The sequence below is a fragment of the Desulfomicrobium escambiense DSM 10707 genome, assembly GCF_000428825.1.
Taxonomy (GTDB): Bacteria; Desulfobacterota; Desulfovibrionia; order Desulfovibrionales; family Desulfomicrobiaceae; genus Desulfomicrobium; species Desulfomicrobium escambiense.
The window spans coordinates 1-12,243 of the sequence record NZ_AUAR01000020.1 but is presented as its reverse complement, the minus strand read 5'-3'; the positions used below and the strand labels follow the sequence as shown (position 1 = coordinate 12,243).

The window sequence follows — 12,243 nt, the reverse complement described above, 5'->3', positions numbered from 1 at the left end:
AGTCCTGGGGTGTAGGTTGAGGAAACGCCGTTCCAGTTTGCAAACAATAACTTTTCTCAATGCAGAAGTCATCAGCTGAAAACACCTTCTGTCCGGGCCTGCGTCTGGAGCTTCCCTATCTGGTCGACGCCCTGTCCAAAGACCACGGGTTTCTGCACGACACCCGACAATTCGATTTCCTGGCCGAAATCGTGGCCGACCACCACCGCCACGGGGAGCCGCTGACGTCTTTCCTTGTGGCCGGCTGCGACCGCGGCATCGACGCCTACAGCCTGTGCATCGCCCTGCTGGAGGAAGCGGCCAGGCTGCCGGGCCTTGAGTTCTCCATCCTGGGCACGGACTTCCTGCCCGCCAACCTGGGTCAGGCAGTGCGGGGGATCTATCCCGCATCCACGGTCAGCTCCCTGCCGGTGGCCCTGACCAAGCGCTACTTCCTGCGCAGCCGCACCGCCCCCGACGATCTGGTCCGGTTGCGCCCCGGCGTGCGCAACCGCGTCAGCTTCCGCTGCCAGGACATCTTCGAGTCCTTTTCCCTGCGCGAACCCATGGATGTCATCGTCTGCCGCCAAGTCCTGCACCATTTCCACCCCGCCCTGGCCACCGCCCTGGCGCAGAGGCTGCGCGGATACCTGGCCCCGGGCGGCATTCTGGTGCTCGGGGTGCGCATGTCCCGCGCGCCCGGATTGCGGCACCTGGGACACGCCCTGTATCAGGCCGTCTGAACCCTTCGCGCCCATTGACGATTTACTCGCCATGATTCTGCATATATAGTGCCCAGAATCAGGCCATCCCACCCGTTTCCGGAGCGCACGAACATGAGCACGAAAATCCGCATACTGATCGTCGACGACTCGGCCCTGGTCCGTCAGACTCTGACTTCCATCTATTCCTCGGATCCGGAGATCGAGGTCATCGGCGCCGCCGGCGACCCCTTCGCCGCCGCCGAGATCATGCGCGAGCAGGTTCCGGACGTGCTGTCCCTGGACGTGGAGATGCCGCGTATGGACGGCATCACCTTCCTGAAGAAGATCATGAGCCAGCACCCCATCCCGACCATCATCTGCTCGACGCTGACGGAAAAGAATGCCGAAACGACCATGAAGGCCCTGGAATACGGCGCCGTGTCCGTCATCCAGAAGCCCAAGGTCGGCACCAAGCAGTTCATGGAGGAGTCACGGATCATGCTGTGCGACGAGGTCAAGGCCGCGGCCAAGGCCAAGGTGAAGAAGTACGTGCCCCGCACCCTCAAGGTCAGCCAGAAGCTCACGGCCGACGCGATGCTGCCCAAGCCCGCGTCCAAGGCCATGGTTCAGACCACCGAGAAGGTCCTGGTGGTCGGGGCGTCCACCGGTGGCACGGAGGCCCTCTTGACCCTGCTGCAGGCCATGCCCGTGGACTGTCCGGGCATCGTCATCGTGCAGCACATGCCCGAGAAGTTCACGGCCGCCTTTTCCCAGCGGCTCAACACTCTGTGCGACATCACGGTCAAGGAGGCCGCGGACAACGATACCGTGCTGCGCGGCCAGGCCCTCATCGCGCCGGGCAACCTGCACATGCTGCTGAAGCGCAGCGGAGCCCGGTACTACGTCCAGATCAAGGACGGCCCCCTGGTCTCGCGCCACCGTCCGTCCGTGGACGTGCTCTTCCGCTCGGCCGCCCGCTACGCCGGCAAGAACGCCGTGGGCGTGATCATGACCGGCATGGGCGACGACGGGGCCAAGGCCATGCTCGAGATGCACGAGGCCGGGGCCGTGACCGTGGCCCAGGACGAGGCGTCCTGCGTCGTCTTCGGCATGCCCGGCGAGGCCATCAAGCTGGGCGGCGTAGACAAGGTCGTGCCCCTGAACCTTATCGCGCCGACGGTGCTCCAGCTCTGCCGGGACTGACGCCCCGGCTCAGATCAGCTCGAGCTTGCGCAGCTCGTCGATGATCTTGCGACGCTCGATGGGCTTGACCAGATAGGCCGACGCCCCGCCCTGGAAAAAGGACTGGGTCACGTTCTTCACGTCGTCCAGGGCGCTGGTCATGATCACCTTGACCTCCCTGGACAGCGGCACGCCCCGCTCCTTCTCCTTGCTCCTGATGATGTTCAGGGCCTCGTGGCCGCTCATGTTGGGCATCATGATGTCCAGGAACAGGACGTCGTAGGGGTTCCCCGCCTCCCAGGCCAGGTCGAAGGCCTTGACCGCCTCGGCCCCGTCCACGGCGATGTCACATTCCCCGTACTCCATAAGCAGCTTGTGCATGATCTTGCGGCCGACGAAATCGTCCTCGACAATCAGAATTCGCATTGCAACCTCTGTGTGTTTATGTCCTGCCTACGGTCGCGCGCGAAAGCCCGGCGCGTCCCGCCTTTCCTTTTCCAAAAGTACCCGCTCCATCTCCTGCTCGATCTTGCCGATATCGATGGGCTTGCTCAGATACCCGTCCATCCCGGCGGCCATGAACTTCTCCCTGTCTCCGGCCATGGCATGGGCTGTCAAGGCGATGATGGGGATGTCCGCGACGGCCTCGAACGGCGCGGCGCGGCGGATGGCCCTGACGGTCTGAATCCCGTCCAGGACGGGCATCTGGATGTCCATGAGCACCACGTCGAAATCCCGGCGCGCACGCAGAACCTCCAGAGCCTCCTGGCCGTTGCGGGCCGTGGTCACGGCGTGCCCGGACCTGCTCAGGAGACGCTGGCCGCACAGGAGGTTGACCTCGTCGTCCTCCACCAGCAGCACCCGCAGCTCACGCCTGCCGGACCCGGAGGCCACGACCTCCTCGATCGGACACACAGTGGGCAGCCCGAAGGGCAGGGAGACGTGGATGGCCGTCCCTTGATCGGGCTCTGAATCCACGCACAAGGTCCCCCCCATGCGGCCGACCAGCTTGCGCACGATGGACAGCCCCAGCCCCACTCCCTGATGGCGGCGCGTGTACGATCCGTCGCTCTGGATGAACGGCTCGAAAATGTCCTTGAGCGTCTCCGCCGACATGCCCGGCCCCGTATCCCTGACCGTGAACAGGAGCCTGACGGCCGCACCGGCCGTACGCGGCAGGGACGAAACCTCGACCTCGACGCTCCCCTTGTCCGTGAATTTCAGGGAATTGCCCACCAGGTTGAAGAGCACCTGCAAAAGCCTGGCGTCGTCTCCGAGCAGCGTCCCCGGAAGGCCGGGGTCGCGACGGAAGGCGTAGGCCACGCGGTTCTCCCTGATGGTCTGGCAGAACAGGTCGGCCAGGGCCTGCTCGATCTCGCCCATGTCGAAGCAGCGCTCCCTGAAGACCAGCCTGTCGGCCTCGATCTTGGAAATGTCGAGGATATCGCTCAGGAGCCGGGTCAGCCGCCCGGACGACTTCATGGCGGTCTGCAGGCAGTCCTGCTGCTCCTCGTCGAGCCGCGTGGACATAAGCAGCTGCAGCATGCCCAGCACGCCGTTCAGGGGGGTGCGGATCTCGTGGCTCATGTTGGCCAGGAACTCGGACTTGAGCTTGTTGGCCGCCTCGGCCTCGTCCTTGGCGCGGCGCAGGGAGTCCTCGACCTTCTTCAGGTGGGTCAGATCGTTCAGGATGGCGTAGTAGCCCTCCACCTCCCCTTCGCCCGAGTAATCCGGGACGAGATAGGCGTCGATGAACCTCTCGCCGACGCCGGGGTACGGCAGCATGTACGAGTAATGGACCGTCTTGCCCTGGAATGCCTGTTCGATGAATTCCCGGGACTTCTCGAATGCGTCCGGCCCGATGACCTCGGGCACGCTCCTGCCGACGATGTCGCCAGCCGGGAAGAGGCCGGCGTAGGCCTTGTTGACGAAACGATAGCACAGGCCGCGGTCCACGTAGGAGACCAGCTGGGGGAGGATGTCCACGACCCGGTTGAAGTTGACCTCGCGCTTGCGCAGTTCCTCCTCTGCCTGGCGCCGCTTCGTCACGTCCTCCTTGATGGCCACGTAATGGGTGATCTTCCCGTCGGGGTCGAAAATGGGCGCGATGAGGGCGGACTCCCAGTACAGGCTGCCGTCCTTGTGGCGGTTGTGGAACTCCCCGCGCCACTGCCGCCCGGAGGCGATGGTCGCCCAGAGTTCGCCGTACTCCTCCCTGGACTTCCGGCCGGAGCCGAGAATCCGCGGGTTCTGTCCCCTGACCTCGGCGAAGGTGTAGCCGGAGATCTGCGTGAACTTCGGGTTGACGTACTCGATGCGCCCCTGCGGGTCCGTCATGACGATGCAGACCGGGCTCTGCTCGACCATCTGCATCAGGGTGCTGATGCGCGCCTCGGTGCGCATGCGCTCAGAGATGTCGCGCACGATGCCCCAGGCGTACCGGACGTCCCCCTCCTCGTCGAAGGCCGCGAAGTCTCGCAGTTCCACGGGGAAGATGTGGCCGTCCTTGTGGATGTATTCCTTGCTGTACACCCCGGTGTCGCCGGTCTTCCGGAGCCTGGGCCAGATTTCGGTCCGCTGCCAGTGCCGCCATTTCTCCGGCGTGATGGCGTAGAAATCCCCGAGCTGGCGCAACTCGGGCAGGGAGTAGCCCGTCATCCGACAGTAGGCGCTGTTGGCGTCAAGGAAGCGCCCCTGCGGGTCGGCCAGGACATACCCGTCCTGGCTCAGTTCGAAGAGGGCGCGGAAATGCTCCTCGCTCTGCCGGACCTGCCGTTCGGCCTCCTTGCGCTCGGAAATGTCACGGCAGATGCCGATGACGCAGGAGCTGTCGCCGACCGCCGCACCAGCCACGCTGACCTCCACGTCGAACACCGAGCCGTCCTTGCGGCGGTGCCTGGTCTCGAAGGTGTTCTCGATGATGGAGAAGTCGCCGAAAATCTCCCGGACCTCCGCTTCCCCGAGGTTGGCCTCGTAATCCCAGGTGTACAGGCCCGTCACCTCGGCCATGTCGTAGCCGAGCATGTCGGCGAAGCGCCGGTTGGCCTCGACGACGCGGTGGTCCTGGCCGATGATGACAATGCCGTCGCGGCTGCGGTCCATGAGCATGGCGCGCATGGCCTCCCGCGCTTCCCGCTCCCTTTTCTCCCGCATCAGCTGCGCCTTGTGGTAGGCCTTTTCCGACAGGGAGTTGGCGATGACGAAGAGGGCGTCGGCCACCTGCCGGAAGCGCTCCTCGGTCATGAACGGGACTTTCGCCAGGGCCAGGCGGTATTCGTCCGGGTCGGCGCCGATGACCAGGGCGTAGTCGAGCATGTGGGCGTCGTCATCGCCCGAGGAACGGACCTGGCCGATGAGCCAGTTGGCCACGTGCACGCCATCCACGGTGACGCTCACCCCGGCGTCCCACAGGCCGCCGCTCAGGCAGCGCCGCACGACGGGTCCTCCGGGGTTGTGGACCCCGAGCAGGGCGTCGGAGCGCATGCAGTTAGCGCACCCCGGCGCGGTGGCGCGGATGATGTCGCGGCACAGACGGGTGAAGTTGCTCGGCCGGGTCAGGGGGGTCCCGGCGGGTGTGGTCACGAGGGACGCCACCCCCGTGGCCATGGCGAAGCCGTCCTGAATCTTCTGGATCTCGTCCAGGTCAAAAATGTCCTGAAAGCGGACTTCGCCGGAAGGTCCTTCGCCTGTCTGTCTCAGCATGACGCGCCCTCATCGCCAATTGTGCGTTGCTCCCCTAACCCGCTCCGTCCCGACCCGGACGGGACCGCGCAGGTCAACGCCCGCTTCAGCTCGCGGGCGCCCACCGGCTTGGAGATGTAGTCGTTCATGCCCGCCGCCAGGCATATGTCGCGGTCGCCGCTCATGGCGTAGGCGGTCATGGCGATGATCGGCACCCTGGCCATGGACCCAAGGCCGGCGTCGGCCCGGATCAGCCGCGCGGCCTGCAGCCCGTCCATGACCGGCATCTGGACATCCATGATCACGACGTCGAACTCCCCGCCGCGCAGGGCATCCAGGGCCTGCCGCCCGTTCTCGACGCAGACGACGGCGTGGCCGATCCGTTCCAGGAGGCGGCGGGCGGCGAACACGCTGACCTGATCGTCCTCGGCCAGCAGGATTCTGAGGGAGTCCGGCTCCGGAGGCGCCTCCTCGCCATACGCCGCACAGGCCTCTCCCGCGGCCGCCATGGGCAGAGTGAAGCAGACCGTCGTGCCACCCGAAGCGTTGTCGATGGCCAAGGTCCCGCCCAACATGTGCACCAGGCGCTTGACGATGGCCAGACCGAGCCCGGCGCCCTGGTGCTGACGGACATACTCCTTCTCGGCCTGGACGAACGGCTCGAACGCCTTGGACAGGAAGGCGTCGTCCATGCCGGGCCCGCTGTCGCCGACGCAGAACAGGATCCGCTCCCGCCCGGACGCGTCCTGGCCCAGCGACTCCATGTCCACGCGCACGAACCCGTCCGAGGTGAACTTCACGGCGTTCCCGACCAGATTGAAGAGAATCTGGCGCAACCGCAGGACATCCCCCGTCAACCGGCCGGGCAGTCCGGCGGCCGCCACCACCTCCAGGCGCACGCCCTTCCTGTCGGCCGCCTGGGAGAAAAGCTCCTCGATGGAGGCGCAGACTTCCTGCACTTCGAAAGGCCGTTCGCAGACGGCCAACCGGCCGGATTCGATGCGCGAAAGGTCCAGGATGTCGCTCAAAAGCCCGGTCAGCCGCCGGGCGGAGTTCGCCGCCATCTGCACGTACTGCCGCTGCTCGACGGACTGTTCCAGGCCCTCCAGGAGCTGCAGCATGCCGAGGATCCCGTTCAGGGGCGTGCGGATTTCGTGGCTCATGTTGGCCAGGAATTCCGACTTGCTGCGGTTGGCCGCCTCGGCCGCGTCCCGGGCCTGGCACAGGGCTTCGAGCACCTGGCTGCGCTCGGTCACGTCGCGGAACAGGCCGACCAGGCACGGCGTCCCGTCGACCTCAAGGGGAAAGCTCCTGATGTCGGCCGTGAAGACTCCCCCATCCCGGCACAGGCACGGTAAGCCCTCGGCAAGATCCTTTTGTCCCCTGGACTGCTGATCGAAGTTGGCGAAAACCTCCGCCAGATGCTCGCGCGGGTGGATGTCCTCCACGCCCAGGGAGAGGAATTCCCCTTCCGAGTAGCCAAACATCCGGCACACCGCCGGGTTGGCGAAAACAAAGCGCCCTCCGGCCCTTTCGGCCACCAGGATACCGTCCGCGTTGGCATTGAACAGGGCCTTGTAGCGCGCCTCGCTGTCCATGAGGCTGGCCTTGGCGCTGCGCAGGCGGAACACGTGCTGCAACAGGGCCGCGACCAGGGTCACCAGCACGCAGACCACGGCCCCGGCCAGCAGGATGTGCGGCATGTAGCGCGAGATGAGGGACACGGGCCGGCCCCGGACGTCGCTCCCATCCGGCAGGAGCGCCTCGTCGATGCCGAAGCGCGTGAGCGCGGCATGATCGAAGACCTGTCTGTTGGCGTCGTCGCCTTCGATGACCGGAAGGGTGCGCGCCGCCTCGCCGCCCAGAATGCGCAGCACGAGCCCGCCGGCGAGACGGCCTTGTTCCCGGTGGGAGATGACCTTGCCCCCGACGATGCCCTGACCGATCCCGTGCTCCCAGAGATGGAACACGGGCGCCCCGGCATGCCGCAGGATGAACCCGAGGCCGTCCTCGAAGGAACGGCCCTCCCCCTGCCGGTCTCTGTAGGCCGAGAGCAGCAGGATCGCGTCGCTTTTCGGCACGGCGGACAGCCTGCTGCCGAGTTCGTCCCAGGACATTGTGTCCAGGTCGAGGACATGCAGTTCGAGGTCCCGGATGCGACCCTGCTGCGAGAGGAACGTCCTCAGGTCACCGCGGCCCCCGGGCTGACCGTCGACCACGGCGTGCACCCCCCGGGCTCCCGGCCGCAGCGACCGGATGTCCTGCAGGGTCTCGCCCATGGACACGGATTCGATGATCCCGGTGAACCCTTGGGAACCGCTCAGGCCGTGAGCGAGGTCCTGATCGTTGACCCCGAAGAAGACCACGTTCAGGCCAGGGAACAGCTCGCGCCCGTGGTCCAGGACGAAATGCAGGGCCGCGTCGTCGGCCGTGACCACGACATCGTAGGCCGGAAGCGCGGCCAGCTTGAAACGCAGGGAATCGAGAAAGCGCGCGGAGGCCTCGCTCACGGGAAAACGCTTGGTGTCCATGAACTCGACGTCCAGGGCCACCCCGGCAGGCTCCAGGGCCTCGCGAAGTCCGCCGGCCTGGTCGAAGAACGTGGGGAATCCCGGATGGTAGGAGCTGATCAGAAGCGCATGACGCCCCCCGCCCCAGGCACTGACTGCAAAAAACGCGCACAGCAGGACCGCCGCCAGGCCCCTGAGCGGCCGCACCCTGGTCCACGGCGTGGCCGCACCCTGCACCTCGTGCCAAAGGGCGGTCGCGACCCGACGCGCAGAGGGAACGCCGCAGGTCCCTGGCTGCGACGGGCCGGCGCTCGTGCGGACGCCCTCGGGGCACGCCTTGCTCCTGAACAGTCCTTCCATGGTCGCGTCCGTCCTTTGCTGCGTTACAGTCCCTGGCATGATGCTCCGGATGCCGGCGGGAAGCCATCCATCAGAAAAGACCCGTCCGAGGGCCTACCTGGACTCGTTCCGGCTTCGGCAGTCACCAGGCGCCCCTGATGACGATTATGTGGTAGCCACTTTTCCATGGTCAATGTAATTTTGCTCCGCGAGCACAACTTTTGTCGACCCGCCGATGACCACTGCGGCCCAGGCCGGCTACCAATTTCAGCCCAAGGCGATCTCGGCCCGGACGAGAGCGTATGACGGCAGCAGCATCTCAACCATGCGAATTTTTGAAAACAACATCCGTCCTGATTATTTTTTGCAAACGTGGCGTGTCAGACGAAATAATGCTTGCACCGGAAATTATGGCTACTTCATAATAGACACATGAGCTCCCTAGGAAGTTACGTCAAAGAGCGCAGGGAGGCGCTGTCCGCCAAACACTCGGGCTATTCCATCCGCAGTGTGGCCAAGCGCATCGGCATCCACCACTCCTACCTCAGCAAGCTCGAACGCGGTGAGAACGCCCCCCTGACCGAGGAGCGCATCCACGCCCTGGCACGCCTGCTGGGCGAAGACCCCGAAGTGCTCATGGCCCTGGCCGGGAAGCTCTCGGAGCGCACCACCGCCCTGATACGCTCCAACCCTGCAGCCTTCCAGGAGTCCCTGGTCTCCCTTCAGTCCGTGATGGCCGGACTGACCGCCGACTCGCCCACCCAGCGTCTGGCCCAGCGCAAGAACGAACTCGAAGAGCTGACCAGGCTGCTGCGCGACGAGATCCGGCAGCGGCAGGTTCTCGAAGGTCAGCTGCGCGAACAGCAGAAGGTGCAGAGCACCATCCTCCAGAACCTGCGGGACGTGTCCGTGGTCCTCCTCGACACCCAGTTCCGCATCGTCTGGTCCAACACCCCGGTCACGGACAACCCGTCGAGCCTCATGCACCAGCTCGGCACGGGCAATTGCGGCCAGCTGGGCCCAGACGGCTCCGAAGCCAACCCCTACTGCACGGCCTGGCGGGCGCTCAAGACGCGCACCATCCAGAACGGGACATACCGCAGCATCGACGGCCGGCACTGGCTGCTCCGCAGCGCCCCGGTGCTGGCGGCGGATGGGACCGTGACCCAGATCGTGCACCTCCAGTTCGAAGTCACGGAACTGCTGCAGGCCAGGCAGGCCCTGGAAGCCAGCGAGGAACGCTGGAAATTCGCCCTGGAAGGCTCGCGCGGCGCGGTCTGGGACTACGACATCCCCACGGGCCGGGTGCAGCACTCGCCCATGTGGATGGCCATGCTCGGGTACGCCGGCAACGAATTCGAACTGACCATCGACCAGTGGGAGCGCATGCTCCACCCCGAAGACCGCGGCCCGGCCATGGACACGCTGGCGGCGCACGTGCGCGGCGAAACCGAGTTCTACGATTTCGAGTACCGCCTGCTGTGCAAGGACGGGTCCTACAAGTGGATCCACTCCCGCGGCAAGCTCATGGAGAAGGGCGCCACGGGCGCGGCCACGCGCATTACGGGCACCCACCACGACATGAGCCAGCGCAAGGCCATCGAGGAACAGATCCTGGCCAACGAAGCCTTCCTCGAAACGCTCCTGGGCAGCATCGAGGAGGGCATCAGCGTCCTCGCCCCGGACATGACGGTGCGTTACGCCAACCCGACCATGGTCCGCTGGTACGCCGAAGGTTTCAACCCCGTGGGCAAGAAGTGCCACCAGGCCTTCCACCAGCTCGGCGAGTGCTGCGCACGCTGCCCTGCGGTCAGGTCCCTGCGCACGGGCCGCAACGAGTTCGAGGTGCTGGAGGTAACGTCGTCGACGTCCGTGCGCTCCATCGAATTCAGCGCCTACCCCATCCGGGACATGAGCGGCGACGAGGTCACCGGCGTCATCGTCTTCGTGCGCGACATCACCGCCAAGCGGCAGTCCCGCATCGCCCTGGACAGCGACGCGCAGCTCCAGGACATGTACGAGTCCGCGCCCATCGGCCTGTGCACCGTGGACGCCGCGGGACGGTTCGTGCGCATGAACGCCCGCTACGCCCGCCTGCACGGCTACGCCTCGGCCAGGCAGATGATGCGCTCCGTGCACTCCGAATCCGAGGCCTTCGCCTCGCCTTCGGACTGGGCCGCCCTGCAGGAGCAGATCCTGGCCAGGGAGGAGATCACGGGTTTCGAATGCCGCATCCGCTGCAAGGACGGCACCACCCCCTGGACCTCCCGCTCCATCAGGGTGGCCCGCGGCGACCGCGGCGGCGTACGGGGCTGGGACGTATTTCTGGAGGACATCCAGGCCAGGAAGAGCCGCGAGCTCGTCCCTGGCGACATGCGATGAGACCGCAATACACAGGCCAGAGGGAAAGAATTTTGGCGGATTTCCGCCGTTTCACTCACAAGGAGGGACGAATGAAAAACATCAAGTTGGGAATCAAGATCGGCGGAGGCTTCGGAGTTCTGATTCTCATTGCATGCATCCTCGGCGGCATGGCGGTGTTCAACATGAAGGGCGTCGAGGGCGACTCCATCCGCCTGGCCAAGGAGTATGTCCCGGAAGTTGGCATGGCCAACGAGATCGAGCGTTCGTCCCTGCTGGCCATGTACGCCTGGCGCGGCTACGCCTTCACGGAAGAGCAGACCTTCCTGGACGAGGGGCGCAAGAAGCTCGCCGCCGTGCAGCAGGGCCTGGGCGTGGCCGAGAAGCACGCGCAGACCTATCCTTCGCTGGTCAAGCTGAAGGAGCAGGTCGTCACGGCCAAGGGCGAGGTCGCCGCCTACGTCGCCCTGTCCGACCAGACCGTGGAAGTCGTCGAGGCGATGCACAACGACCGCAAGGCCCTGGACCAGGGCGCCGCATTGTACATGAAGAACTGCGCCGACTATCTCGAATCCCAGAACGAGGCCATGAAACGTGAGATGGCCGAAGGCGCCTCGGCTGAGAAGCTGTCGGAGCGCCTCGACAAGATCACCTGGCTCAACGACATCATCGACCTCGGCAACGACACCCGCATCAAGGTCTGGCGCGCCCAGGCCACACGCGACCTGAAGCTCGTCGAAGCCGCCATGGACAATTTTCCCAAAATGGAAGGGCTGTTCGACAAGCTCAAGACCGTGACGAGGCAGGAGGTCAACCTCAAGCAGATCGCGGCCACGCGCGAGGCCGCCATGCAGTACAAGACGGCCATGAACAGTCTGGGCGAGCACTGGAAGGAACTCGACCAGATCAACGCCAAGCGGGCCAAGTCCGGTCAGGATGTCCTTGCGGCCGCCCAGCAGACGGCCGAGGCGGGCCTGGAAGGCACCCAGAAGATCGCCGACGAGGCCGTGCAGAACCTGTCCACGGCATCGACCGTCATGATCGGCGGCCTGACCGTGGGCGTGCTGATCGGCATCTTCACGGCGGTGTTCCTGACCAAGGCCATCACCGTGCCCGTGCAGAAGGGCGTGGACTTCGCGCGCAAGCTGGCCCAGGGCGACCTGACAGCAGAGGTGGACGTCAACCAGAAGGACGAACTGGGCATCCTGGCCCAGGCCCTGCGCGAGATGGTCGCCAAGCTGCGCGAGGTCGTCAGTGAAGTCCAGTCGGCCTCCGACAACGTGGCCTCGGGCTCCGAGGAGCTGAGCGCCTCGGCCGAGCAGCTCTCCCAGGGCGCCACCGAGCAGGCGGCGTCCGTCGAGGAAGTCTCGTCCAGCATGGAGGAGATGAGCTCCAACATCCGCCAGAACGCCGACAACGCCACCCAGACCGAGAAGATCGCCCTCAAGGCAGCCCAGGACGCCCAGGCCGGCGGACAGGCCGTGGTC

Annotated in this window: 7 protein-coding genes; 4 read left to right on the top strand and 3 right to left on the bottom strand. The window is 65.5% G+C overall.

The features are described from left to right. Positions 1-59 precede the first annotated feature (59 nt). Together G394_RS20365 and G394_RS0113725 are read left to right on the top strand one after the other, a co-directional pair. Positions 60-722, top strand: a complete 663-nt coding sequence (locus tag G394_RS20365; RefSeq protein WP_028578146.1) for a CheR family methyltransferase — start codon at positions 60-62, stop codon at positions 720-722. Positions 723-815: 93 nt separating this feature from the next. Beyond that, positions 816-1,886: a protein-glutamate methylesterase/protein-glutamine glutaminase gene (locus G394_RS0113725; protein ID WP_028578145.1), complete on the top strand. Its 1,071-nt coding sequence runs from the start codon at positions 816-818 to the stop codon at positions 1,884-1,886. A 9-nt stretch (positions 1,887-1,895) separates the two neighbouring features. Here the strand turns inward: G394_RS0113725 and G394_RS0113720 are convergent, their stop codons facing one another. The 3 genes from G394_RS0113720 to G394_RS19275 are packed head-to-tail and all read right to left on the bottom strand — an operon-like array spanning position 1,896 to position 8,416. Then, on the bottom strand, positions 1,896-2,291 hold the full coding sequence (locus G394_RS0113720; protein ID WP_028578144.1) for a response regulator: 396 nt from the start codon (positions 2,289-2,291) through the stop codon (positions 1,896-1,898). 27 nt (positions 2,292-2,318) lie between these two features. Next, positions 2,319-5,567 carry a PAS domain S-box protein gene (locus tag G394_RS20360; RefSeq protein WP_051307201.1) on the bottom strand — a complete coding sequence of 1,083 codons (3,249 nt, stop codon included), beginning with the start codon at positions 5,565-5,567 and terminating at the stop codon, positions 2,319-2,321. Then, positions 5,561-8,416, bottom strand: coding sequence for a response regulator (locus G394_RS19275; protein ID WP_051307200.1), 2,856 nt, complete (start codon positions 8,414-8,416; stop codon positions 5,561-5,563). Before G394_RS19275 ends, G394_RS20360 begins: the two co-directional genes overlap by 7 nt. A 411-nt stretch (positions 8,417-8,827) precedes the next feature. On the opposite strand from G394_RS19275, the gene G394_RS0113700 reads away from it, so the two are divergent. Both G394_RS0113700 and G394_RS0113695 read left to right on the top strand, forming a co-directional pair. Beyond that, a complete protein-coding gene (locus tag G394_RS0113700) occupies positions 8,828-10,777 on the top strand; it encodes a PAS domain S-box protein (RefSeq protein ID WP_028578143.1) in 1,950 nt (649 codons plus the stop codon). Between the two features lie 71 nt (positions 10,778-10,848). Then, positions 10,849-12,243 (top strand): methyl-accepting chemotaxis protein (locus G394_RS0113695; RefSeq protein ID WP_028578142.1); only part of this gene is annotated, 1,395 nt, incomplete at its 3' end.

What these genes read in the sequence shown, in the direction of transcription:
- G394_RS20365 (WP_028578146.1), top strand. Translation starts at nt 60, where the DNA reads ATGCAGAAGTCATCAGCTGAAAACACCTTCTGTCCGGGCCTGCGTCTG.
- G394_RS0113725 (WP_028578145.1), top strand. Translation starts at nt 816, where the DNA reads ATGAGCACGAAAATCCGCATACTGATCGTCGACGACTCGGCCCTGGTC.
- G394_RS0113720 (WP_028578144.1), bottom strand. Translation starts at nt 2,291, where the DNA reads ATGCGAATTCTGATTGTCGAGGACGATTTCGTCGGCCGCAAGATCATG.
- G394_RS20360 (WP_051307201.1), bottom strand. Translation starts at nt 5,567, where the DNA reads ATGCTGAGACAGACAGGCGAAGGACCTTCCGGCGAAGTCCGCTTTCAG.
- G394_RS19275 (WP_051307200.1), bottom strand. Translation starts at nt 8,416, where the DNA reads ATGGAAGGACTGTTCAGGAGCAAGGCGTGCCCCGAGGGCGTCCGCACG.
- G394_RS0113700 (WP_028578143.1), top strand. Translation starts at nt 8,828, where the DNA reads ATGAGCTCCCTAGGAAGTTACGTCAAAGAGCGCAGGGAGGCGCTGTCC.